The organism is Oceaniovalibus guishaninsula JLT2003 (assembly GCF_000299575.1).
GTDB classification, from domain to species: Bacteria; Pseudomonadota; Alphaproteobacteria; order Rhodobacterales; family Rhodobacteraceae; genus Palleronia; species Palleronia guishaninsula.
Genome location: NZ_AMGO01000006.1, coordinates 14,229 through 38,268, shown reverse-complemented (window position 1 = coordinate 38,268; position 24,040 = coordinate 14,229). Strand labels below are relative to the sequence as shown.

Below are 24,040 nucleotides of genomic sequence, written 5' to 3'. Positions count from 1 at the left end.
GACGCAACCCGGCCGGCGCCGTGCCGCCGCAGATTTCCAACACCGAGGGACAGACCGAAGCTTCCGTTCCGCGGAACGACGCGCAACGGCCTTGCGGCCACCCAGTCCTGCCGGGCCGCGCACAAGGTATCGTCCTGCCCCGAAAATCGAAGAGATTGGATGGTGGAGCATAGCGGGATCGAACCGCTGACCTCCTGCATGCCATGCAGGCGCTCTCCCAGCTGAGCTAATGCCCCATCCGGCGCCGGATCGCTTCGGCGCGCAAGGGGTGACTAGAGGCGCGGGCGGGACAGTTCAAGCGGAAAATTCCGCCGCGCGCCGATCCGGTCAATCCTCGTCGTCGCCCGCCACGTCGGCGATGTCGTCGAGCGAAACCTCGTCGCTGTCGTCGTCATCCTCGAGCACGTCATCGCCCAGATCGACGTCGGTGCTGTCGTCGTCTTCCTCCAGCACGACATCCTCTTCGTCGGTCTGGTCCTTCTTGGCGTTCTTGTCGGCCTTGTCGGCGACCATCGTGCGCGACCCCTTGCCGGTATCGAGCGGCACGATCTCGCCGGTATAGGGGCTGACGACCGGGGACTTGTTCAGGTCGTAAAAGCGCTTGCCGGTGGTCGGGCAGACCCGCTTCGTCCCCCATTCTTCCTTGGACATGGAACCTCGTCTTCCTTGATGTCGGGATCAAGGGCGTCCCCTGCCATAGCGCCCCGAACGTGTCAAAGCCTTTCGCCGCTGGCCCTTCGCCGCGCCCGGCCCTAGACAGGCGCCATGCCGCATCCCCTGCCATCGCGCGCTGTGTTGCCCGGCGACCCGCCGGTTCCCGTCATCCTGCGCCGCGCCCCCCGCGCGCGCCGGATCTCGCTGCGGGTGGCCGCGCTGGACGGCCGCGTGACGCTCAGCGTGCCGCACGGCGTCGGCGCGGACGAGGCGCTGGCCTTCGCGCTGGGGCGCGGCGACTGGGTGCGGCGGCACCTGCTGCGCCACGTCCCGCCGCGCCGCGTCGCCCTGGGATCCGTCCTTCCGGTGGCGGGCGTCGCGCATCGCGTGGTCGCGGGGCAGGGGCGCACGCCTGTTCTGCAAGCAGGCGAGATCGCCGTCGATCCCGCGCGGCCCGCCGGCCCGCAGGTGCTGGCCTGTCTCAAGGCCGAGGCGCGCCGCCGCCTGCTGACCGCCTGCGACGCCCATGCGGCGGCGCTGGGGCGCGGCTGGGGGCGGCTGACCTTGCGCGACACGCGGTCCCGCTGGGGGTCGTGTTCGTCGCGCGGCGATCTGATGTTCAGCTGGCGGCTGATCCTCGCGCCGCCCGACGTGCTGGATTACGTCGCCGCCCATGAAGTCGCGCATCTGGCGCATATGGATCATTCGGCGGCGTTCTGGGGTCAGGTCCGGCGGCTGCGTCCCGATTGCGACCTCTGGCGGCGCTGGCTGCGCGACAACGGCGCCACCCTTCATGCCTGGCGCTTCGACGCGGCCGCCGGCGATTGACGCCGCGGGGCGGCTGCGGGAAGGATGGCCCATGCTGATCCAGCCCCGCCTCGATCCCGGTCCGGCATCCGCCGCGTCGCAACCCGCGCATGAACGCGTCTATCGCGCGCTGCGCGGCCAGATCATGCATGGCGAGACGGCACCGGGCGCCGTGCTGACGCTGCGCGGCATCGGACAGACCTTCGGCGTGTCGATGACGCCCGCGCGCGAGGCGGTGCGCCGGCTGGCGGCCGAAGGCGCGCTGACGTTGTCCGTCTCGGGGCGCGTCTCGACGCCCGAACTCGGCCCCGACCGGATCGAGGAGCTGGCCGCCCTGCGCGCGCTGCTGGAAACCGAACTGGCCAGCCGCGCCCTGCCGCGCGCCCATATCGCGATGATCGACCGGATGCAGACCGTCGACGCCGCCATAGCCGAGGCCGTCGCCAAGCGCGATCCGGTGGCCTATATCCGCCTCAACCTCGAATTTCACCGCATGCTCTATCTGCGCGCGCAGGCCCCTGCCATGCTGGCCATCGCCGAAACCGTCTGGCTGCAACTGGGGCCGACGATGCGCCGCCTCTACGGGCGGCTGGCCCGGACGGAACCGCCGGCGGGCCATCGCGCGATCCTGGCGGCCCTGCGCGCGGGGGACGAGCCGGGTCTGCGGCTCGCCATCCGCACCGATGTGACGCAGGGTCTGCGGCTGCTACGCGGCTGACCGTCAGGCGTGGATGGCGCCGTCGCCGCAGGCCAAAGCCGCCTCGCGCACCGCTTCGGAATAGGTCGGATGCGCGTGGCAGGTCAGCGCCAGATCCTGCGCCGCCGCCCCGAACTCCATCGCGACGCAGATCTCGTGGATCAGGTCGCCCGCCATCGGCCCGACGATATGCGCGCCCAGGATGCGGTCGGTCTCTTGGTCGGCCAGGATCTTGACGAACCCGTCGGCGGCGAAATTGGCCTTGGCGCGCCCGTTGCCCATGAAGCTGAACTTTCCCGCCTTGTAGGCGCGGCCGTCCTGCTTCAACTGCTCCTCGGTGGCGCCCACCGACGCCACTTCGGGATGGGTATAGATGACCGCCGGGATGACGCCGTAATTGACGTGCCCGTGCTTGCCGGCCAGCACCTCGGCCACGGCCATCCCCTCGTCCTCGGCCTTGTGGGCCAGCATCGGGCCGGCGATGCAGTCGCCGATGGCGTGAATGCCGTCGATATTCGTTGCCCAGTGTCCGTCCGTGGCGATCTGGCCGCGCTCGGTCACTTTCACGCCCAGCGCCTCCAGCCCCAGACCGTCGGTATAGGGCCGCCGCCCGGTCGCGACCAGCACCGTGTCGGCCTCGAGCGTGGCGCCGCTGTCGTCGCGCACCCTGTAGGCGACGCGCGCCTTGCCATCCGCCACCTCGACGCCCTGCACCGCCGCGCCCAGGACGAATTTGAGCCCCTGCTTGGCCAGGATCTTCTGGAACTGCTTTTGCACCTCGGCATCCATGCCCGGCGTGATCGCATCCAGATATTCCACCACCGTCACATCCGTTCCCAGGCGGCTATAGACGCTGCCCAATTCCAGCCCGATCACGCCCGCCCCGATGACGACCAACTTCTCGGGGATGCGGGGCAGGGACAATGCGCCTTCGCTGTCCACGACCACGTCGCCGTCCAGCTCGACGCCCTTCAGGGTCGAAACCTCGGACCCGCTGGCGATGACGATGTGCCTGGCCTCGTGCACCTCGTCGCCCACCTTGACGCGCCCCGGTTCGGGGATGCTGGCCCAGCCCTTGATCCAGTCCACCTTGTTTTTCTTGAACAGAAACTCGATGCCCTTGGTGTTCTGGCCGATCGTGTCGCGCTTGTAGGCCTGCATCTTGTCCCAATCGACCGAAGGCGCGTCGCCCATCAGGCCCATCTTGGCGAAATTCTCGTGCGCCTCGTGCAGCAGTTCGGTCGCGTGCAGCAGGGCTTTCGACGGAATGCAGCCGATGTTCAGGCAGGTGCCGCCCAGCGTCTCGCGCCCTTCGACGCAGGCCGTCTTCAGCCCAAGCTGCGCGCAGCGGATCGCGCAGACATAGCCGCCGGGGCCGGACCCGATCACGATGACATCATAGCTCGACATGGATTTTCCTCGGGTTCGGGACGGTTCGGGCAGGGTATAGGCCAGCGTCAGATCAAGGCCAAGACCAGCAGCGCCACCGTGGAAAGGAACCCCGCCGCCCAGATCAACGTGCGTCCGGGGTTCCAGCCCAGCGCATAGGCCGGCACATAGACGACACGCGCGATCAGATACACCCAGGCGAAGAAGCCGGTAAGGCCCGATGACTGGCCGGTGACGGCGATGACGACAGCCGCGATGCCGAACAGGATCAGCCCCTCGAAATGGTTGTCGAAAGCGCGCTTCAGCCGCGCCGTCCGCTCGTCCAGATCGCGCGACGGCGGCCGGTCGCGCGCCGACATCAGATAGGCCGACCCGATCTGGATGTTGGCGGGAATGGCGAAGCTCACGAACTGCACGCATTGCAGCAGCGCGGCCAGCACGAGGACGATCAGTTCGGGGGTCATGGGCATGAGGTTTCCAATATGAAGGGGATCAGGTCTCGCAGATCAGCGGGGCGGCCAGCACCGTGGCCGCATAGCGGTCGCCTTGCGCGCGCGTCCGGGCCTCGATCTCGTCGCGCGGGGCGTTCAGCCATCGGCAGCCCCGCTCAAGTCCGTCCTGCGCCAGCGCCATCCGCGTCTCCAGCGACCGGGGCGCCGCAGGCTCGAACAAGAAGATATGCCACCGCCCCCCACGCCCGAACGGCTCGGTCGAAGCGAAATGACGCACCGCCACCCCCGGCTCGCGCCCCACGGGCGCGCAGGCGGCGAGCAGTATGGACAGGGCAATCGGGTATCGTAGCACGGCAGGTTCTCGCAAAAGGGCCTATAGCTTGCGCATTTCGCCCCAAACTAATCTCAAATACATAATCGTTGGTACGCCAATTATAGCTGCTATCAAGATGGCGCACGCGGACGGAAGCTTCGCATCAGAAGCTAGCTGGCCATCCTTCTGCTGCAGGGCAAGCAAACTGCGTAACGCTATAGCCGTGATAATCGAATAGTATGCCTCGACACCGAATTTGGCATCTTGAAAACGGAGTATCAGGTACTCTCTTCCAACACCATCGACCTTCGAGATGGCCGCAGTTTCACCACCACCGCCTCGCAGGGATAGGCTTATCACGCATGACACGAAACTTGTAACGAGAAGACCCACGGCGAAAGCTACCGCAAGAAAAACGACAGAGGTGATTAGAAACGTCATCACCGCAAATGTCTCGCCGGTGCCGATCTCCGTCGCCATCTCGTCCAATGGCGCGACAATGATCTTATGATAATCCGATGTTGAGAATACTATGACCCCGAGGGCCACGGTTAGGAAGAACCGTGGCCACGCCTTCGTCACATTGACCGTTTGTTCGATCACGTCCTACAAATCCATCAATAACCGCCGCGGGTCCTCCAGCGCTTCCTTCACCCGGACGAGGAACGTCACCGCGCCCTTGCCGTCCACGATGCGGTGATCGTAGCTGAGCGCGAGATACATCATCGGCCGGATCTCGATCTTGCCGCCGATGACCATGGGGCGCTCCTGGATCTTGTGCATCCCGAGGATGCCCGATTGCGGCGGGTTCAGGATGGGCGAGGACATCAGGCTGCCATAGACGCCCCCGTTCGAGATGGTGAACGTCCCGCCCTGCATGTCGGCCATACTCAGCTTGCCGTCGCGGGCCTTCTCGCCCAGCGCGTTGATCGCCTTCTCGATGGCGGCAAAGCTCAGCGCGTCGGCGTCGCGCACCACCGGCACCACAAGCCCCGTGGGCGTGCCGACGGCAATCCCCATATGCACGAAGCGCTTGTAGACGACATCGGTGCCGTCGATCTCGGCATTGACCTCGGGCACCTCTTGCAGCGCATGACAGCACGCCTTGGTGAAGAACGACATGAAGCCCAGCTTGACGCCATGCTTCTTGGCGAACAGTTCCTTGTATTCGTTACGCAATTCCATGATGCTGGTCATATCCACCTCGTTATAGGTGGTCAGCATCGCGGCGGTGTTCTGCGCGTCCTTCAGGCGGCGGGCGATGGTCTGGCGCAGGCGGGTCATCTTCACCCGCTCCTCGCGCGCGGCATCGTCGGACGATACCGGCGCGCGGGGCGCCTGCGCGGGCGCCTCGGCCTTGGGCGCGGAACCCGCGCGCATGACGTCCTCCTTCATCACCCGGCCGTCCTTGCCGGTGGCGGTGACGGCGTCGCGGTCCACACCCTTCTCGGCCATCAGCTTTTTCGCGCTCGGCGCGTCCTCGACATCCGCGCCGTCGCGGCGGTCGGCCGTTCCGGCCTCGGGCCTGGCGTCCGGCGCGGCCGACACGCCCCCGGCACCGGCACTCGCACCGCGGTTCATCACCGCCAGCTTGCCGCCGGCCTCGACGGTTTCGCCCTCCTGGCGCAGGATCTTGCCCAGCGTGCCGGCGACGGGGGCGGGCACCTCGACGCTGACCTTGTCGGTCTCAAGCTCGCACAGCATCTCGTCCGCCTCGACCCGGTCGCCTTCCTTCTTGAACCAGGTCGCCACCGTCGCCTCGGTAACGGATTCGCCCAAGGTCGGCACCATGACATCGACATCGTCGCCGCCAGCCCCGGCGCCGCCCGCATCGCCGTCATCGGGCGCGGGCTTGCCGGTATTGTCGGCGCCCGAATAGCCGCCCGACGATTCGGCCGCCGTGTCGGCGCCCTTGCCGACCTTCGGCGTCACCTCCTCGGGGCCGGCATTGCCCTCTTCGGCGATGGTGGCCAGCAGGGCATCGACGCCGACCGTCTCGCCCTCCTGCGCGACGATCTCGCTCAACTTTCCCGATACCGGGCTCGGCACCTCGACCGTCACCTTGTCGGTCTCAAGCTCGCACAGCATCTCGTCCACCGCGACGCTGTCGCCGGGCTTCTTGAACCAGGTGGCGATCGTCGCCTCGGTCACGGATTCGCCCAGGGTGGGCACGCGCACGTCGGTCATGGTCTTATCCTTCGATTCCCAGCGCGGCATTCACCAGCGCGGCTTGTTGTGCCTTGTGTTGGCTTGCAAGGCCGGTCGCGGGCGACGCCGAGGCGGGCCGGCCGGCATAGACGGGCCGTTTGCGGTCGGCCTTGATGCGGGTCAGGACCCATTCCAGGTTGGGTTCCATGAAGTTCCAGCCGCCCTGGTTCTTCGGTTCTTCCTGACACCAGATGAACTTGGCCGCCTTGAAACGCTGAAGCTCCTTGACCAGCGAATGCGCCGGGAAGGGATGGAACTGCTCGACCCGCAGCAGATACACGTCGTCCAGCCCCTGCGCGTCGCGTTCCTCCAGCAGGTCGTAATAGACCTTGCCCGAACACAGCACCACGCGCTTGATCTTGTCGTCCGCCTTCAGTGTCAGGTCCGACGTGCCGTATTGCGCGTCGTCCCACAGGATCCGGTGGAACGACGATCCGGTGACGAAATCCTCGGTCTTGCTGACGGCCAGCTTGTGCCGCAGCAGCGATTTGGGCGTCATCAGTATCAGCGGCTTGCGATAGCTGCGATGCAGTTGCCGGCGCAGGATGTGGAAATAGTTGGCCGGCGTCGTGCAGTTGGCGACGATCCAGTTGTCCTGCCCGCACATCGTCAGGAACCGTTCCAGCCGCGCGCTGGAATGTTCCGGCCCCTGGCCTTCATAACCGTGCGGCAGAAGACAGACGAGGCCCGACATCCGCAGCCACTTCGATTCGCCCGAACTGATGAACTGGTCGAACATGATCTGCGCGCCGTTGGCGAAATCGCCGAACTGCGCTTCCCACAGCGTCAGCGCATTGGGCTCGGCCAGCGAATAGCCGTATTCGAAGCCCAGCACGGCGTATTCCGACAGCATCGAATCGATGACCTCGTAATGCGCCTGCCCCTCGCGGATGTTGTTGAGCGGGTAATACCGATCCTCGGTCTTCTGATCGACCAGCGCGGAATGGCGCTGGCTGAACGTGCCGCGTCCCGAATCCTGCCCCGACAGCCGCACCGGATACCCTTCCAGCAGCAGCGATCCGAAGGCCAGCGCCTCGGCCGTGGCCCAGTCGAAGCCGGCCCCGCTCTCGAACATATGCCTCTTGGCGTCCAGCAGCCGGTCGATGGTCTTGTGCGTGTTGAAGCCGTCTGGCGTCCGCGTCAGCGCCTTGCCGATCGCCTCCATCGTCTCGGGTTTGATGGCGGTCTTGCCGCGCTGATACTTCTCGCCCTGCCGGTTCAGCCCCGACCAGCGCCCGTCCAGCCAGTCCGCCTTGTTGGGGCGGAATTCCCTGCCGGCTTCGAACTCCTCGTTCAGATGGGCCTGGAACTTGGCCTTGGCATCGTCGATCTCGCCCTCGGGGATCAGCCCGTCGCGGATCAGCCGTTCGGTATAAAGCGTTAGCGTCGTCTTCTGCTTCTTGATCTTCTCGTACATCGCGGGGTTCGTGAACATCGGCTCGTCCCCCTCGTTGTGACCGAAGCGGCGATAGCAGATGATGTCGATCACGACATCCTTCTTGAACTTCTGCCGGAACTCGGTCGCCACCCGCGCGGCATGCACGACCGCTTCGGGATCGTCGCCGTTGACGTGGAAGATCGGCGCCTCGACCATCAGCGCGATGTCGGTCGGATAGGGGCTTGACCGCGAAAAGGCCGGCGCGGTCGTAAACCCGATCTGGTTGTTCACGACGATATGGATGGTGCCCGCCGTGCGATAGCCGCGCAGCCCCGACAGCCCGAAGCACTCCGCCACCACGCCTTGTCCCGCAAAGGCCGCGTCGCCGTGCAGCAGCACCGGCAGAACCCTCGTGCGGTCGTCGTTGCCGATCTGATCCTGCTTGGCGCGCGCCTTGCCCAGAACGACCGGGTTCACCGCTTCCAGGTGCGACGGATTTGCGGTCAGCGACAGGTGCACGGTGTTGTCGTCGAATTCCCGGTCGCTGGACGCGCCGAGGTGATATTTCACGTCGCCCGACCCGTCCACGTCCTCGGGCTTGAAGCTGCCGCCCTGAAACTCGTTGAAGATCGCGCGATAGGGCTTGCCCATGACGTTGGCCAGCACCGAGAGCCGGCCGCGATGCGGCATGCCGATGACGATTTCCTCGACACCCAGCGCGCCGCCGCGCTTGATGATCTGCTCCATCGCCGGGATCAGCGATTCGCCGCCGTCCAGACCGAACCGCTTGGTGCCCATGTATTTGACATGCAGGAACTTCTCGAAGCCCTCGGCCTCGACCAGCTTGTTCAGGATGGCGCGCCGTCCGCGTTGGGTGAAGGCGATCTCCTTGCCCAGCCCCTCGATCCGCTCCTTCAGCCAGCCCGCTTCCTCGGGGTCCGAGATGTGCATGAACTGCAACGCGAACGTGCCGCAATAGGTGCGCTGGACGATGGCCAGGATCTCGTTCAGCGACGCCACCTCCAGCCCCAGCACGTTGTCGATGAAGATCGGGCGGTCCATGTCGGCGGCGGTGAACCCATAGCTCGCCGGATCGAGCTCGGGGTGGGGCTTCACGTCGCGCATCCCCAGCGGATCGAGATCGGCCACCAGATGCCCGCGGATGCGATAGGCGCGGATGATCATCAGCGCACGCACCGAATCCAGCACCGCCTGGCGCAACTGCTCCTTGGTGTATTCCGCGCCCACGGTCGCGGCCTTGCCCGCGATCTTCTCGGCGATCTTCTCGGGCCTGGCCTCGGCCGCCCATTCGCCCGTCAGCGCGGCGGTCAGCTCGCCGCCCGGCATCGGCGGCCAGTCGCCGCGCGCCCATGACGGCCCCTCGGCCTCGGCCCTGGCGGCACCCGCATCCCCCATCTCGCGGAAGAAGGCGCGCCAGCTTTCGTCGACGGCGTTTGGATCGTCGGCATAGCGCGCATAAAGCCGGTCGAGATATTCGGCGTTGTGCCCCTGCATGAAGCTGGAGCTGCGGAACTGGTCGTTGGGCGACTGGTCGGTCATGACGTAACCTCGTGAGGATTGGGACCGTAGGAATTGGGGCCCGGCTGGCTGGGATTGGTCAGCCACCAAAGCACCAGCAGGGGGGAGATCAGGAAGACGAACATCGCCATGGCCATGACGATGCCGACGCCGCCCGCGAACACGGCCGCGGTGTCGCCGGCCAGCAGCGGCTCGAACCCGGCGACGAGGCCGATGAACATCAGCATCCCGGCCATGACGATCAGCGGATAGAGAAGACGCAGGCCCGACCGGCCGGTATCGTGCATCCGCCGCCAGCCCGCCGCCAGATGCGGCACCAGCAGCGCCAGGCTGACCGTCAGCGACAGCGGCCCGTCATTCCTGCCGGTATCGACCACGATGGTCGTCGGATCGCCCGGCTGCACCGACCGGAACACTTCCTTGCCGTGATCGGGCGTGAACAGCGCGGTATCGAGGATGCCCGCCGCGACGCTGCACAGGAACGCGAACAGCACGAACCACCAGAATTCCGAACGCGGCGCGCGACCGCTGAAGGTCGCGTATTTGCGCAGGCAGGTCTTTATGGCGGCGGCGAAGGTCATGGATGCACAGGTCTCAGATGGGGCCCGCCCCCGGAACGGCAAGGCGGCACCGGCCGCCCTGCCACGTCGGTTCAGCCGATGGCCTTCAGAACCGCCTCGCCCAGCCCGGCGGGGCTGTCGGCGACGGTAATGCCGGCGGATTTCATCGCCTCGATCTTGCTTTCCGCGTCGCCCTTGCCGCCCGCCACGATGGCGCCCGCATGGCCCATGCGGCGGCCCGGCGGGGCGGTGCGGCCCGCGATGAAGCCCGCGACCGGCTTCTTGCGGCCGCGCTTGGCCTCGTCCTTGAGGAACTGCGCCGCTTCCTCCTCGGCCGAGCCGCCGATCTCGCCAATCATGATGATGCTGTGCGTCTTGTCGTCGCCCAGGAACCATTCCAGCACGTCGATATGCTCGGTCCCCTTGATCGGGTCGCCGCCGATGCCGACGCAAGTGGATTGCCCCAGCCCCACATCGGTCGTCTGCTTGACCGCCTCGTAGGTCAGCGTCCCCGAGCGGCTGACCACGCCGACGCTGCCGCGCTTGTGGATGTGGCCCGGCATGATGCCGATCTTGCAGGCGTCGGGGGTGATGACGCCGGGGCAGTTCGGCCCGATCAGGATGGTGCCCGACCCGTCCAGCGCGCGCTTGACCTTCATCATGTCCAGCACCGGGATGCCTTCGGTGATGCAGATCACCAGCGGGATCTTCGCGTCGATGGCTTCCAGGATCGAATCGGCCGCGAAGGGGGGCGGCACATAGATGACGCTGGCATTGGCGCCGGTCTTTTCCACCGCCTCGTGGCAACTGTCGAAGACCGGCAGGTCCAGATGCGTCTGCCCGCCCTTGCCCGGCGTCACCCCGCCGACCATCTTGGTGCCATAGGCGATGGCCTGCTCGGAATGGAACGTCCCCTGCGAGCCGGTGAAGCCCTGACAGATGACTTTGGTGTTTTCGTCTACGAGAATGGCCATGAACGTTTCCTTATTGATCGTTAGAGCTGGATCCGCGCCAGCGTGATCTCGTTTAAATGGGGGCCGAATGGAGCGCGGTGGGTTGCGATGCCCTCGCCCGGCCCGACTTGCCAAATCTCCCTTGCACCTCCAGATGCAAGCAAGCGGGCGTTCGGAAACCATGAAGCGATCGATTTCCGTATAGCGGCGGCCTGACCGGTCTGGGCCCGCGCACGAACCGCACACAGCCGGTCCTCACGCGAAATCCAGACTGCGGGGCGAGTGTCATTGGTGACGAAAGCCCGAAAACCTTTCCGCCATCCGCCATCCGGTACATACCCCGCTTCCCGCAGCCGAGCGGCGCGACTGCCCGAATCCTGTTGCCCGTCAAGGCAGAACCTTTTGAATGCAGTCGTTAACGTGCTGCCCGCCGACTTCGGCGTCGCAAGAAAGACAGAAGTATTTGCAAGCTCCTGCCGTTCCGCAAACGTCGAATCGTCCATCGCGGCACATCCGATCAAAGAAGCCAGAGCGGCAATTGCAAATCCCACCTTGGTGGCGGCCGCCGCGCACATTACCCCCGCACCGCCTTCACGATCTTCTCCGCCCCGTCCTTCAGGTCGTCCGCCGCGATCACGTCGAGGTCGCTGTTGCGGATGATTTCCTTGCCCTTCTCCACGTTCGTGCCTTCCAGACGCACGACCAGCGGCACTTTCAGCCCGACTTCCTTGACCGCGGCGATGACGCCCTCGGCGATCACATCGCAGCGCATGATGCCGCCGAAGATGTTGACCAAAATGCCCTTCACCTGCGGATCGCTGGTGATGATCTTGAAGGCTTCCGTCACCTTCTCTTTCGTCGCGCCGCCGCCCACGTCGAGGAAGTTGGCAGGCTCGGATCCGTACAGCTTGATGATGTCCATCGTCGCCATGGCCAGACCCGCGCCGTTGACCATGCAGCCGATTTCGCCGTCCAGCGCGATATAGTTCAGGTCGTATTTCGACGCGGCCAGTTCCTTGGCGTCCTCCTCGGTCTCGTCGCGCAGGGCGGCGATGTCGGCATGGCGATAGATGGCGTTGCCGTCGAAGCTGACCTTGGCGTCCAGCACCTTCAGGTCGCCGCTGTCGGTGACGATCAGCGGGTTGATCTCCAGCATCTCCATGTCCTTCTCGACGAAGGCGCGATAGAGGTTGGCCAGAAGCCCCACGCATTGCTTGACCTGACCGCCCTTCAGCCCCAGCGCGAAGGCGACGCGACGGCCGTGGAAGGGCTGGTATCCCGTCGCCGGATCGACGCTGAACGACAGGATGCGGTCTGGGGTCGAGGCCGCGACTTCCTCGATGTCCATGCCGCCCTCGGTCGAGCAGACGAAACTGATGCGGCTGGTCTGCCGGTCCACCAGCAGCGCCAGATACATCTCGGTCTCGATGCCGCTGCCGTCCTCGATATAGATGCGGTTGACCTGCTTGCCGGTCGGGCCGGTCTGGTGCGTGACCAGCGTGCGGCCCAGCATCCGCCGCGCTTCCTCGGCGGCTTCCTCGACCGATTTCGCCAGACGCACGCCGCCCTTCTCGCCGCTATCGGCTTCCTTGAAATGGCCCTTGCCGCGCCCGCCCGCATGGATCTGCGCCTTCACCACCCAAAGCGGTCCGTCCAGCTCGCCCGCCGCGGTCTTGGCTTCCTCGGCGCGGGTGACGACGCGCCCGTCCGATACCGGCGCACCATAGGAACGAAGAAGGCCCTTGGCCTGATACTCATGGATGTTCACGGGCGACGATCCTCTGCCAGATGCGGTTGGGTGCCGCCATGCCACGAAAGAACGCGATGTTTAAGGGGAAAGATGCACTTGTGCGCTTATCCCTGCCGAATACCGCCCCTTGTGATCACAGGCAGGCCGGTGTGATCACTCAATCGTCGCGCTCCTTCGCGCCGCCCTTCTCGCGGCCCAGCAGGCGGCGATAGAGGCTCCATGCGCGAAAGCCCGCATGTTCCACCGTGCCGATGCGTCTGGCAAAGGCCTCGCGATAGACGGCGATGGGCGGCGGGACGAACCGCCTCTGGCCGCCCAGCGTCCAGTCCACGCGGTCCAGCGCCTCCAGGTGGTCCTGCTGCAAGACCGACAGATGCGGGCGCGGATCCAGCGGCTGCTCGGGATCGCCCGGATCGCCGGTATGGAACGCGCGCACATGCAAAACGCGCACGCCCCCCATCGTGTGCCGCCAGACGTTCAGCAATTGCAGATAGATGACGTTGTATTCGATCCCCAGCGCCAGGAACCGCAGGTCGCTTTCATAGATCAGCTTGCGGAACGCGGGCTGGTCCATCTTCGCCCCGGTGCGGATCATCTCGGCCTGCCAGTCCCGCGCGAAGGCCCGGACCGCGCCGGTGCCGCGAAAGGCCATGACGCCGGTATTGATGACCGGCACGCTACGGGGCAGGTCGGGATAGCCCCCCAGATGGTCGGGCGCGCGGCTGATGCCCGGCACCGCGGCGATGTCGTAACGGTCCAGCACGTCGAATAATTCGGACACGTCATGCCGCAACAGCACGTCGGCGTCGATCATCAGCGTGCGGGCGAACCGCGTCCGCTCCATCGCCTCGAACTTCGGCCGCCGGTGCGACACGTCCAGCCGGTGGATCCGCGCGAAGACCGGATCGTCCAGATCCTGATCGGTGAACAGGTCGATGGGCGTGCCGGGCATCGCCTTGCGCGCGCTGCGCGCCGCCCGCCGCGCGATGACGGTATACCGCGCGCCCGTCGCGGCCAGCACGATTCCCCGTTCGTCGTCGCCCATCATCCGCCCTTCCGCATGCGCCGGCCCGCCAGCCGCAGCTTGTCATAAATGCGCGCGATGCCCCCCGCCACGCCCCGATCCGCCAGCGGCAAGATCCGGCGCGACGTGGCGCCCGGCCGCCCCGGCTGCCCCGGCTGCAACGTCGGGTCGTTGGCGATCAGCCTTGCGATATGCCGCGCCAGCCGCCGCCCCGTCAGCGCGGCCAGATCCGCGTCGCCCAGCGTGCTGAACCGTGAATTATGCACGATCCGCGGTGCCGCGTTGCGGTTGGACCATTGCGCCGCATGGCGATAGGCCATCAGGTTGTATTCCTCGGGCAGCACCGCCAGCCGCAGATCCGACGCCCACAGGTGCCGCCGCAGGATCGGCTGGTCCTTGCGCGCGCCCGTCGCCAGCAACTCCGCCTCGACCGCCGCCAGCAGCGCATGCACCCGTTCGTCGCGCCGCAAGGCCAAGACGCCCGAATTGATCTGCGGAAACGCCACCGGAACGTCGCCCCGGTCCGTCAGGTTGCGCGGCGACGCGCGCCAGGCATCGTGCGCGCCCGCCAGATCGAACCGGTCCAGCAGGTCGAACACGTCGTCCACCCGCGCCAGAACGCGCAGGTCGGTATCCAGATAGATCGTCCGCCCGAACCGCGACCGGCGCATCGCCTCGAATTTCGGGCGGAACCACGACCGCTCCAGCGGATGCACGGCGGCAAAGACCGGATCGTCGCAGACGGCGTCGGTGAACAGATCGACCGGCAGATCGGGATGCGTCGCCGCCACGCTGCGCGCGGTATGGACGGCGAGGGGCAGATACCCCGCGCCGCTGCACGCCAGAACGAAGCCGCGCGGCGCGCGCGCGGCCGGGGTTGCGCTCACGCCAGGCTGGAATCGATGCCCTTGCAGGCCTCGACCAGACCGCGCACGGCCTCGACCGACTTGTCGAACATCGCCTGCTCGTCGCGCGTCAGCTTGATGTCCACGATCTTCTCGATCCCGTTCGCGCCGATGATCGTCGGCACGCCGACATACATCCCTTTCAGCCCGAACTCCCCGTCGCAATAGGCGGCACAGGGCAGCAGGCGCCGCTGGTCCTTGAGATAGCTTTCCGCCATCTCGATCGCGCTGGTCGCGGGCGCATAGAAGGCGCTGCCGGTCTTCAGCAGGCCGACGATCTCGGCGCCGCCGTCGCGGGTGCGCTGCACGATCGCGTCCAGCTTGTCCTGCGTGGTCCAGCCCATCTGCACCAGGTCGGGCAGGGGGATGCCCGCCACCGTCGAATAGCGCGTCAGCGGCACCATCGTGTCGCCGTGCCCGCCCAGCACGAAGGCGGTGACATCGCGCATCGACACGTCGAATTCCAGGCTCAGGAAGTGCCGGAACCGCGCGCTGTCTAGAACGCCCGCCATGCCGACCACCTTGTTGTGCGGCAGGCCCGAAAACTCGCGCAGCGCCCAGACCATCGCGTCCAGCGGGTTGGTGATGCAGATGACGAAGGCGTCGGGGGCGTTGTCGCGGATGCCCTCGCCAACTGACTTCATAACTTTCAGGTTGATGCCCAGCAGGTCGTCACGGCTCATCCCCGGCTTGCGCGGAACGCCGGCGGTGACGATGCACACATCCGCGCCCGCGATGTCGGCATAGCTTGTCGTGCCGCTCAGCGCCGCGTCGAACTTTTCGGACGGGCCCGATTCCGCGATGTCCAGCGCCTTGCCCTGCGGGGTGCCGTCCGCGATGTCGAACAGGACGACATCGCCCAGTTCCTTGATGGCGGCCAGATGGGCAAGCGTGCCGCCGATCTGTCCGGCGCCGATAAGGGCGATCTTGGGTCTGGCCATAGAATGTCTCCGGTCATGGCAATTGTCGCGCGCAGGGTTACGACCTCGTGACCGACCGCGCAAGGCCGGGTCCGCACATGCGAACGGCCGCCCCGAAGGACGGCCGCCGCACCGCAGAACCCGCAGGCGTCAGCGCACGTAATCGGGCTGATTCTCAAGCTGCTCCTCGGTCGCGTCGATATAGACGCGCAGGTCGGTGCCGTCGGCCGACCGCATGATCGCCAGCTCGTCCAGCGTCACCGCGACGGGCTTTTCACCGATGCCCAGGAAGCCGCCCACGTCGATCACCACCTCCTCGACGCTCTGGCCGTCGGCGCCCAGGATCAAGGTGTCGATTTCGCCCACATCCTCGTCGTTGGCGCCATAGACGCGCGCGCCTTCCAGATCGTCGGCGGTCAGCTCGCCCGCGCCGACCTGCGCATAATCGTCACGCGCGATGATCGGGGCCGACAGCATCGCGCGGTCGGGGCGCATCGCCGGCGTGTCGGTCATCGCGGTCTCGTCGGTCACGACCAGTTCCGAATTGCCGTCCGGCGCGACGGCGGTTGGTTCGGCCATCTCGGTCTCGCCCTCGGCGGGGACGACCACGACCGCATCGGGATCGGCCTCGGTATCCATCGCGGGTGCGGTCGTGTCGGTCACGACAGTGCCTGCCGCAGGCTCGACCGCCGTGCCGTCCTGCTGCATCGTCGCCATGCCGGTGGTGGTATTCACCTGCTCGGCCATGTTGCGCGAAAACTCGGTTGCGCCTTCAACTGTCTCGCGGTTGGCATTCACGACCAGGAAGTAGTCCGTCGCATCCGGTCCGTCGCGCACGATCGAGATGCTGCGCATGTCCACGGCCACGTCACGCTCGCCGATACCCAGGAATCCGCCGATGCCCAGGATCACCGCGCGGACCTCGCCGTCGCGGCTCAGGATCATGTCGTTGATTTCGCCCAGGTCGTCCCATTCGGTCTCGGCGCCCGGCTCGACCATGTCGCCGACATCCGCCTCGGTCGCATAGATGCGCGCGCCCAGCAGGTCGGATGCGAACAGATCCGTCGCCTGATCGAAGGTGTAATCCACGAATGCGCCGCCATCCTGCGCATAGGACGCGGTGGTCAGCACCAGCGCGGCCGCGGTGCTTGTCAGGAAATGTTTCATGTCGGGGTTCCCCTTGCATATCGCGGCCGGACTAACGCCGCATTCATCCCGATGGAAACAGCCGGTCCGGGCCGCCGGTTCCCCGCCATATCTTTCACCCCCGCCGGAACTTATCCCGTCCGGAACGCTTGCTTTCGCCCGCGCGACCCGGCTTGCCCTTCGCCCGGCGTTCGTGACAAGCAGGGCGCGGGTTATCCGGGGGAAAGTCAGATGAACGACGATGCGCGGGCCGTGCGCTCGGTCCTCTATATTCCGGGCGACAAGCCCCGCGCGATGGACAAGGCGCGCGGGCTGAACGCCGATGCGCTGATCTTCGATCTTGAGGACGCGGTGGCGGTGGATGCCAAGGCCGACGGGCGCGAGGGCATCGTCGCCGCCCTGTCGCAGGGGGGCTTTCGCGCCATGCGCCTCGTCCGCGTCAACGCCGCCGATACCGAATGGGCGGATGCGGATCTGGATGCGATCCTGTCGCTTCCGGCGGACGCGCTGCCGGATGCCATCCTGCTGCCCAAGGTGAACGGCGCGGACGACATCGCGGCGCTGGCGCGGCGGCTGGACGGGATCGACGGGGCAGGGAGCGTCGCCATATGGGCGATGATCGAAACCGCGCGCGGCGTCCTGAACGCGGCCTCGATCGCCGATGCGCCGGGCATGGGCGGCTTCGTCGTCGGCACAAACGATCTGGCGGCCGAACTCGGCTGTCGTCCGGGGCAGGACCGCATGGCGCTGATGACCGCGCTGCAACTGTGCGTCCTGGCCGCCCGCGCCGGCGGCATCCCCTGCATCGACGGCGTCTATAACGCCTTCAAGGACGAAGACGGGCTGCGGACCGAATCGGCGCAGGGCCGCGATCTGGGCATGGACGGCAAGTCGCTGATCCATCCGGCACAGGTCGATCCGGTCAACGCGGTCTTTTCCCCCTCCGAGGACGAAATCGCACTCGCCCGCCGCCACATCGCCGCCTGGACCGAGGCCGAGCGTGACCGCAAGGGCATCGCCGTCGTCGACGGGCGCATCGTCGAAAACCTGCACGTCGCCGCTGCGCGCGGTGTGCTGGCCCGCGCCGGTCTGTCGGAAGGGAACGCGTCGTGACCCTTCTCGTCCTCGGCGTCGCGCTCTGGTGGGCGACGCATCTGTTCAAGCGCGTCGCGCCCGGCGCCCGGCAGGCCATGCAGATGCGGCTTGGCAACGGGTCGAAGGGCATCTTCGCGCTGCTGCTGGTCGTGTCGGTCGTGCTGATGGTGCTGGGCTATCGTCGCGCCGACTTCATCCCCGTCTACTATCCGCCCGAATGGGGCGTGCATGTCACCGATCTTGCGATGTATTTCGCCATCGCGCTGTTCGGGCTGGGCCATTCCAAATCCCCCCTGCGCGCCAAGCTGCGCCATCCCCAGCTTACCGGCTTTTCGGTCTGGGCCGCGTCGCACCTGCTGGTGAACGGCGATCTGGCCTCGCTGATCCTGTTCGGGGGCCTGCTGGTCTGGGCGCTGGTGGAAATTCCGCTGATCAACGCCCGCGTCACGGATTACGTGCCCTATTCCAACGGGACGACCGCGGGCACCGTGCGGCTGGCCGTGATCGCCGCCGTCCTTTATGTCATCATCGCCACCATCCACACCTGGCTGGGTGTGTGGCCGTTTCCGGGGGCTCGTCCATGACCACGCTCTACCGTCTGCTGACCGAAGACGACACGTCGCGCTTCTGTCACAAGGTCACTGCCGCGCTGGCGCAGGGCTGGCGGCTTCACGGCGACCCGTCCTATGCGTTCGACGCCAATAACGGCGTGATGCGCTGCGCCCAGGCCGTCCTGAAGGATATCGACGCGCCCTATGATCCGTCGATGAAGCTGGGGGCGCAATAGATGTCCAAGACGAGCCCCGGCCGCTTTTTCGAGGATTACCGCCTGGGCGAGGTCATCGACCACGCCGTCCCGCGCACCCTGACGGCGGGCGAACGCGCGCTTTACCACGCGCTCTATCCAGCGCGCCACGCGCTGCATTCGTCCGACACCTTCGCGCAGGGTTGCGGCCTGCCCGCATCGCCCTTCGACGACCTGATCGTGTTTCATACCGTCTTCGGCAAGACCGTCCCCGACATCAGCCTCAACGCCGTGGCCAATCTGGGCTATGCCGAAGGCCGCTGGCTGGCGCCCGTCTGGCCCGGCGACACACTGTCCGCCCGGTCCGAGGTCATCGGCCTCAAGCAGACCTCCAGCGGCCAGACCGGCATCGTCTGGGTCCGCACCACCGGGCGCAGCCAGCACGGCGCGCCGGTCCTCGACTATGTGCGCTGGGTGATGGTGCGCAAGCGCGACGCCGCCGCCGCGGCCCCCGACACGCATGTGCCCGACCTGCGCGCGGCCCTGGATCCGGGCGACCTGACCGTGCCCGAGGGGCTGGACTTCACTCGCTACGACTTCGCCGCGTCCGGCGAACGCTATGCCTTGGGCGACTACACCAAGGGCGAAATCATCGACCACGTCGATGCCGTCACCGTCGAGGAGGCCGAGCACATGATGGCCACCCGCCTTTGGCAGAACACCGCCAAGGTGCATTTCGACACCCGCGCGCGCCCCGACGGCCGCCGGCTGATCTATGGCGGCCATGTCATCAGCCTGGCGCGCGCGCTGTCCTTCAACGGGCTGGCCAACGCGCAGATGCTGGCGGGGCTGAACGCCGGATCCCACGTCAATCCCTGCCATGCCAGCGATACCGTCACCGCCTGGTCCGAGGTTCTGGATACCGCGCCAACCGACGCGCCGGGCATTGGCGCGATCCGGCTGCGGCTGGTCGCGTCCACGGAACCCGGCACCGACCTGCGCGATGCGGACGGCCGCTATCTGGGCCACGTCCTTCTCGATCTCGACTATTGGGCGCTTTGTCCCGCCTAGGTTGAAAAGAACGCGGCCCGAAACGCATATTCGGACTTGATCGGCGGGATTTCGCCGGTCATAGAGGGATCGTTCGGATCGTGCGTTCCCTCGCATCCCGTGGCCGCCGCTTCGGCGGCGGCCGACTTGCCGGACTTTGTGATCACGTTCCGCGAAAACGTGGCCTTTTCGTGCCAGATCGACCGCCCATAGTGTCGCAGCCGCGTGACTTCGCTGGAAAAACCTTTATCACTCCCCCCAATCGCGCCCCGGCCGGGGGGTGCCGTAAGACGAAGGATCCGTGATGGCAGACGTGAACAGGGGCAATCGCCCGCTCAGCCCGCATCTCAGCATCTACCGCCCGCAGCTCAACTCGATCACCTCGATCATGACGCGCATCACCGGGATCGGGCTGGTCGTCGGGGCGCTGCTGCTGACCTGGTGGCTGATCGCCGCCGCCACCGGGCCCGAGGCGTTCGCGAATGCCGATGCCTTTCTCACGTCGTGGTTCGGCGATCTGGTGATGTTCCTGTCGCTCTGGGCGCTCTGGTATCACTTTCTGGCCGGTCTGCGGCATCTCTACTGGGATTCGGGCGCGGGCTTCGATCTCAAGACGGTCAACATCCTGGGCTGGGGCGTCGTCGGTGGGTCGATCCTGCTGACGATCGTCACCGCCATCGTCATCTGAAGGAGGTCGCATGTCCTATCTGACAGACCGCAAGCGCGCCGTCGGCCTCGGCTCGGCCAAGTCGGGCACCGAACATTACTGGGGCATGATCGTCAGCTCGACCGCGCTCGTCGTGCTGATCCCGATCTTCATCTTCACCGTCGGCCCGATGCTGGGCGAACCCTGGCCGGTCGTCGTCGCCTATTTCTCGTCGCCGTTCCCGGCCATCGTGACCGCGCTGACCATCGTGGCAAGCTGGCTGCACTTCAAGAACGGCGTGCAGACCGCGATCGAGGATTACAGCGACGGCATGACGCGCCAGGCGCTGCTGATCGCCACAATCTGCCTGTCCTACGTCGCCATTGCCGCCGGGCTTTTCGCCGTCGTGCGCCTGGTTCTTTGAAGGAGCATCCGAATGGCTGCCTATGATTACACCACGCATACCTATGACGCGATCGTCGTGGGGGCAGGGGGGTCGGGCCTGCGGGCGACGCTGGGTCTGGCCGAACAGGGCCTTCGGACCGCCTGCATCACCAAGGTCTTCCCGACGCGCAGCCATACGGTCGCGGCGCAGGGCGGCATCGCGGCCAGTCTGGGCAATATGGGCCCCGACAACTGGCAATGGCACATGTACGACACCGTGAAGGGGTCCGACTGGCTGGGCGATACCGACGCGATGGAATACCTCGCCCGCGAGGCGCCCAAGGCCGTCTATGAACTCGAACATTACGGCGTGCCCTTTTCGCGCACCGAGGACGGCAAGATCTATCAGCGTCCCTTCGGCGGCCACACCACGCAATTCGGCGAAGGCCCCCCGGTCCAGCGCACCTGCGCCGCCGCCGACCGCACCGGCCACGCGATCCTGCATACGCTTTACGGCCAGTCGCTCAAGCATCATGCCGAATTCCACATCGAATACTTCGCCATCGACCTGATCATGTCGGATGACGGCGTCTGTCAGGGCGTCGTTGCCTGGTCGCTCGAAGACGGCACGATGCACGTCTTCAATGCCAAGATGACGGTGCTGGCCACCGGCGGCTATGGCCGGGCCTACTTCTCGGCCACCAGCGCCCATACCTGCACCGGCGACGGCGGCGGCATGGTGGCGCGGGCGGGCCTGCCGCTTCAGGACATGGAATTCGTCCAGTTCCACCCCACCGGCATCTACGGCGCCGGCTGTCTCATCACCGAAGGCGCGCGCGGCGAAGGCGGCTACCTGACCAATTCGGAAGGCGAGCGGTTCATGGAACGCTATGCCCCCACCTACAAGGATCTGGCCAGCCGCGATGTCGTCAGCCGCTGCATGACGCTGGAAATCCGCGAAGGCAGGGGCGTCGGCAAGAACGGCGACCACATCCACCTCAACCTCAACCATCTGCCGAAAGAGGCACTGGCCGAGCGTCTTCCCGGCATTTCCGAAAGCGCGCGCATCTTCGCCGGCGTCGATGTGACCAAGGAACCGATCCCGGTTCTGCCGACCGTCCATTACAACATGGGCGGCATCCCCACGAATTACTGGGGCGAGGTTCTGAACCCCACCGAAGACGATCCCGACCGCATCGTTCCGGGCCTCATGGCCGTGGGCGAGGCCGGGTGCGCGTCGGTGCACGGCGCCAACCGCCTCGGCTCGAACTCGCTGATCGACCTTGTGGTGTTCGGCCGCGCCGCCGCCATCAAGGCGGGCGAGGTCGTGGATCGCGGATCGTCCAACCCGACGCTGAACCAGGCATCCGTGGACGGCGCCTTCGACCGTTTCGACACGTTGCGCCATGCCAAGGGAACGCTTTCGACCGCCGAATTGCGGCTCGAGATGCAAAAGACCATGCAGGCCGACGCCGCCGTTTTCCGCACCGACAAGACGCTGGCCGAAGGGGTCGAGAAGATGACCGCCATCGCCGGCAAGATGGACGACATCCGCGTCACCGATCGCAGCCTGATCTGGAACTCGGACCTGATGGAAACGCTGGAGCTGACCAATCTCATGCCCAACGCGCTGGCCACCGTCGTCAGCGCCGAGGCGCGCAAGGAAAGCCGGGGCGCCCATGCGCAGGAAGACCATCCCGACCGCGACGACGAAAACTGGCGCAAGCACACGCTGGCCTGGGTCAATGGCGGCGTGACGCTCGACTATCGGCCGGTGCATCTCAACCCGCTTCTGGGCCATAACGAGGGCGGCATCGACCTCGACAAGATCAAGCCCAAGGCGCGGGTCTACTGACGCAAGAAGGGGGCGCCGGGGTCTTACGATGTTCTTACGGAACTCTCACGCAATTCCGACGGCCCTCGCGGCCCTCTCGACCCTGGCCGCCTGCTCTGTCGACCAGCGCGACACGCTGACCCGCGACGCCGCCCGCAGCGTGATAACCCCCGTGATTCTAAGGCAGTTTCCGGGCCTCCCCGTCCAGCCCGCGCTCGATTGCATCATCGACAACGCCACCACCAACGAACTCGTCGGCCTCGCCTCCGACTCCCTCACCGGCCCCACCGCCAGCACGATTCAGACTGTCATTTCAATAGCTTCGCGCCCCGAAACCGGTCGCTGTCTGGGCGCAAACGCGATGAATTCGGCATGACCGCCCAAACCGCGACATGGCCGGAACTTCCGGCCGAAACTATATCACCATCAGCGTCGCCCGATCCGACGCCCGATCCCAGACGAGGATGACATGGTTCAACTGACGCTTCCCAAGAACAGCAAAATCCGCACGGGAAAGACCTGGCCGAAACCCGAGGGCGCAACCAACCTTCGCAAGCTGGATATCTATCGCTGGAATCCCGATGACGGCGAAAATCCCCGTGTCGATACCTACTTCATCGACATGGATTCCTGCGGACCAATGGTTCTGGACGCCCTCATCAAAATCAAGAACGAAATCGACCCGACGCTGACTTTCCGCCGGTCCTGCCGCGAAGGAATTTGCGGAAGCTGCGCAATGAATATCGACGGCATCAACACGCTGGCCTGCATTTACGGCCTGGACGAGGTGAAGGGCGACATCCGCATCTACCCCCTTCCGCATATGCCGGTGGTCAAGGATCTGATTCCCGACCTGACCCATTTCTACGCGCAGCACGCTTCGGTCATGCCGTGGCTGGAAACCACGACGAACGAACCGCGAAAGGAATGGCGTCAATCCATCGACGACCGCAAGAAACTCGACGGCCTCTATGAATGCGTCATGTGCGCCTGCTGTTCGACGTCATGCCCGTCCTATTGGTGGAACGGCGACAAGTATCTCGGACCGGCGGCGTTGCTGCATGCCTATCGCTGGATCGTCGACAGCCGGGACGAGGCGACACCGGAGCGGCTGGACGATCTGGAAGACCCGTTCAAGCTCTATCGGTGCCACACGATCATGAATTGCGCGCGGACTTGCCCGAAGGGGCTCAATCCCGCCAAGGCAATCATGGAAATCAAGAAGTTGATGATAGAGCGCGCCGTCTGACCGGCAGCGCGCCTGCTATCTCAGATCGTAAAATCCGACAGAGGCCGTCCGTCCGCAAGTGCGGCCTTGATCCAGCCGGGCTGACGTCCGCGCCCGGTCCAGGTTTGCCGCGGATCTTCGGGGTTGCGGTATTTCGCCGGCGATTTGCGGCCGGATTTCTTGTCCGTGTTTCCCGTCAGATCGTCCAGCGCGAAACCATGCTCGCGCGCCACCTTTTCCGCAGCGGCCCGTGCCTCCGCCCGCCTGCGATTGTCGAAATCCGCCAATGCCTTGTCCACATCCGTCCTGAGCTTTGTCAACTCGTCACGCGACATCTTTGAAAGATCCATGGCGCGATTACTC

Annotated in this window: 27 protein-coding genes and 1 tRNA gene; 11 read left to right on the top strand and 17 right to left on the bottom strand. The window is 65.9% G+C overall.

What is annotated here, in order from left to right:
- Positions 1–160: 160 nt before the first annotated feature.
- Together OCGS_RS01165 and OCGS_RS01160 are read right to left on the bottom strand one after the other, a co-directional pair.
- Positions 161–236, bottom strand: a tRNA-Ala gene (locus OCGS_RS01165).
- A 91-nt stretch (positions 237–327) separates the two neighbouring features.
- Positions 328–651: a TIGR02300 family protein gene (locus OCGS_RS01160; RefSeq protein WP_007425378.1), complete on the bottom strand. Its 324-nt coding sequence runs from the start codon at positions 649–651 to the stop codon at positions 328–330.
- A 114-nt stretch (positions 652–765) separates the two neighbouring features.
- Here OCGS_RS01160 and OCGS_RS01155 point away from each other — a divergent pair, with 114 nt between their 5' ends.
- Positions 766–1,482, top strand: coding sequence for a M48 family metallopeptidase (locus OCGS_RS01155; RefSeq protein ID WP_007425377.1), 717 nt, complete (start codon positions 766–768; stop codon positions 1,480–1,482).
- A gap of 31 nt (positions 1,483–1,513) precedes the next feature.
- Entirely contained in the window at positions 1,514–2,179 is a 666-nt protein-coding gene (locus tag OCGS_RS01150; RefSeq protein WP_007425376.1) for a GntR family transcriptional regulator, read from the top strand.
- A gap of 3 nt (positions 2,180–2,182) precedes the next feature.
- Here OCGS_RS01150 and lpdA read toward each other — a convergent pair whose 3' ends face one another.
- From lpdA to OCGS_RS01085, 14 genes are all read right to left on the bottom strand, one after another.
- Positions 2,183–3,568 (bottom strand): dihydrolipoyl dehydrogenase, encoded by a 1,386-nt coding sequence (gene lpdA, locus OCGS_RS01145; protein WP_007425375.1) that lies wholly within the window; start codon positions 3,566–3,568, stop codon positions 2,183–2,185.
- Positions 3,569–3,615: 47 nt separating this feature from the next.
- On the bottom strand, positions 3,616–4,011 hold the full coding sequence (locus tag OCGS_RS01140) for an MAPEG family protein (protein ID WP_040610289.1): 396 nt from the start codon (positions 4,009–4,011) through the stop codon (positions 3,616–3,618).
- 28 nt (positions 4,012–4,039) lie between these two features.
- On the bottom strand, positions 4,040–4,351 hold the full coding sequence (locus tag OCGS_RS01135) for a hypothetical protein (protein ID WP_156800929.1): 312 nt from the start codon (positions 4,349–4,351) through the stop codon (positions 4,040–4,042).
- Between the two features lie 21 nt (positions 4,352–4,372).
- Positions 4,373–4,915, bottom strand: coding sequence for a hypothetical protein (locus OCGS_RS01130; RefSeq protein WP_040610267.1), 543 nt, complete (start codon positions 4,913–4,915; stop codon positions 4,373–4,375).
- A 3-nt stretch (positions 4,916–4,918) separates the two neighbouring features.
- Positions 4,919–6,499, bottom strand: coding sequence for a 2-oxoglutarate dehydrogenase complex dihydrolipoyllysine-residue succinyltransferase (gene odhB / locus OCGS_RS01125; protein ID WP_007425372.1), 1,581 nt, complete (start codon positions 6,497–6,499; stop codon positions 4,919–4,921).
- A gap of 4 nt (positions 6,500–6,503) precedes the next feature.
- The gene (locus OCGS_RS01120) at positions 6,504–9,458 is read right to left on the bottom strand and encodes a 2-oxoglutarate dehydrogenase E1 component (RefSeq protein WP_007425371.1); all 2,955 of its coding nucleotides are present in this window, start codon (positions 9,456–9,458) and stop codon (positions 6,504–6,506) included.
- On the bottom strand, positions 9,455–10,018 hold the full coding sequence (locus OCGS_RS01115) for a DUF805 domain-containing protein (RefSeq protein ID WP_007425370.1): 564 nt from the start codon (positions 10,016–10,018) through the stop codon (positions 9,455–9,457). The genes OCGS_RS01120 and OCGS_RS01115 overlap by 4 nt, the downstream gene beginning before the upstream one ends.
- A gap of 71 nt (positions 10,019–10,089) precedes the next feature.
- Positions 10,090–10,971 (bottom strand): succinate--CoA ligase subunit alpha, encoded by an 882-nt coding sequence (gene sucD, locus OCGS_RS01110; protein ID WP_007425369.1) that lies wholly within the window; start codon positions 10,969–10,971, stop codon positions 10,090–10,092.
- A 20-nt stretch (positions 10,972–10,991) separates the two neighbouring features.
- Positions 10,992–11,453, bottom strand: coding sequence for a hypothetical protein (locus tag OCGS_RS14930; protein WP_156800928.1), 462 nt, complete (start codon positions 11,451–11,453; stop codon positions 10,992–10,994).
- A gap of 71 nt (positions 11,454–11,524) precedes the next feature.
- Positions 11,525–12,718, bottom strand: coding sequence for an ADP-forming succinate--CoA ligase subunit beta (gene sucC, locus OCGS_RS01105; RefSeq protein WP_007425367.1), 1,194 nt, complete (start codon positions 12,716–12,718; stop codon positions 11,525–11,527).
- Positions 12,719–12,857: 139 nt separating this feature from the next.
- Positions 12,858–13,745 (bottom strand): putative nucleotide-diphospho-sugar transferase, encoded by an 888-nt coding sequence (locus OCGS_RS01100; RefSeq protein WP_238538204.1) that lies wholly within the window; start codon positions 13,743–13,745, stop codon positions 12,858–12,860.
- The gene (locus tag OCGS_RS01095) at positions 13,745–14,611 is read right to left on the bottom strand and encodes a glycosyltransferase family protein (RefSeq protein ID WP_007425364.1); all 867 of its coding nucleotides are present in this window, start codon (positions 14,609–14,611) and stop codon (positions 13,745–13,747) included. The genes OCGS_RS01100 and OCGS_RS01095 overlap by 1 nt, the downstream gene beginning before the upstream one ends.
- On the bottom strand, positions 14,608–15,570 hold the full coding sequence (mdh, locus tag OCGS_RS01090) for a malate dehydrogenase (RefSeq protein WP_007425363.1): 963 nt from the start codon (positions 15,568–15,570) through the stop codon (positions 14,608–14,610). Before mdh ends, OCGS_RS01095 begins: the two co-directional genes overlap by 4 nt.
- Before the next feature lie 129 nt (positions 15,571–15,699).
- On the bottom strand, positions 15,700–16,716 hold the full coding sequence (locus OCGS_RS01085) for a PRC-barrel domain-containing protein (protein ID WP_007425362.1): 1,017 nt from the start codon (positions 16,714–16,716) through the stop codon (positions 15,700–15,702).
- A gap of 210 nt (positions 16,717–16,926) precedes the next feature.
- On the opposite strand from OCGS_RS01085, the gene OCGS_RS01080 reads away from it, so the two are divergent.
- From OCGS_RS01080 to OCGS_RS01040, 9 genes are all read left to right on the top strand, one after another.
- Positions 16,927–17,808: an HpcH/HpaI aldolase/citrate lyase family protein gene (locus tag OCGS_RS01080; RefSeq protein WP_007425361.1), complete on the top strand. Its 882-nt coding sequence runs from the start codon at positions 16,927–16,929 to the stop codon at positions 17,806–17,808.
- Positions 17,805–18,374 (top strand): NnrU family protein, encoded by a 570-nt coding sequence (locus OCGS_RS01075; RefSeq protein ID WP_007425360.1) that lies wholly within the window; start codon positions 17,805–17,807, stop codon positions 18,372–18,374. Before OCGS_RS01080 ends, OCGS_RS01075 begins: the two co-directional genes overlap by 4 nt.
- Complete coding sequence (locus tag OCGS_RS01070; protein ID WP_007425359.1) at positions 18,371–18,577, top strand: DUF1737 domain-containing protein; 207 nt, start codon at positions 18,371–18,373, stop codon at positions 18,575–18,577. The genes OCGS_RS01075 and OCGS_RS01070 overlap by 4 nt, the downstream gene beginning before the upstream one ends.
- The gene (locus tag OCGS_RS01065; RefSeq protein WP_007425358.1) at positions 18,578–19,606 is read left to right on the top strand and encodes a MaoC family dehydratase; all 1,029 of its coding nucleotides are present in this window, start codon (positions 18,578–18,580) and stop codon (positions 19,604–19,606) included.
- Between the two features lie 283 nt (positions 19,607–19,889).
- A complete protein-coding gene (gene sdhC / locus OCGS_RS01060; RefSeq protein ID WP_007425356.1) occupies positions 19,890–20,273 on the top strand; it encodes a succinate dehydrogenase, cytochrome b556 subunit in 384 nt (127 codons plus the stop codon).
- Between the two features lie 10 nt (positions 20,274–20,283).
- A complete protein-coding gene (gene sdhD / locus OCGS_RS01055) occupies positions 20,284–20,655 on the top strand; it encodes a succinate dehydrogenase, hydrophobic membrane anchor protein (RefSeq protein ID WP_007425355.1) in 372 nt (123 codons plus the stop codon).
- Between the two features lie 12 nt (positions 20,656–20,667).
- Entirely contained in the window at positions 20,668–22,470 is a 1,803-nt protein-coding gene (sdhA, locus tag OCGS_RS01050) for a succinate dehydrogenase flavoprotein subunit (protein ID WP_007425354.1), read from the top strand.
- A gap of 28 nt (positions 22,471–22,498) precedes the next feature.
- On the top strand, positions 22,499–22,825 hold the full coding sequence (locus OCGS_RS01045; RefSeq protein ID WP_052026097.1) for a hypothetical protein: 327 nt from the start codon (positions 22,499–22,501) through the stop codon (positions 22,823–22,825).
- Between the two features lie 93 nt (positions 22,826–22,918).
- Positions 22,919–23,698 (top strand): succinate dehydrogenase iron-sulfur subunit, encoded by a 780-nt coding sequence (locus tag OCGS_RS01040; RefSeq protein ID WP_007425353.1) that lies wholly within the window; start codon positions 22,919–22,921, stop codon positions 23,696–23,698.
- A gap of 20 nt (positions 23,699–23,718) precedes the next feature.
- Here the strand turns inward: OCGS_RS01040 and OCGS_RS01035 are convergent, their stop codons facing one another.
- Complete coding sequence (locus tag OCGS_RS01035; protein ID WP_007425352.1) at positions 23,719–24,027, bottom strand: H-NS histone family protein; 309 nt, start codon at positions 24,025–24,027, stop codon at positions 23,719–23,721.
- Between the last annotated feature and the right edge of the window lie 13 nt (positions 24,028–24,040).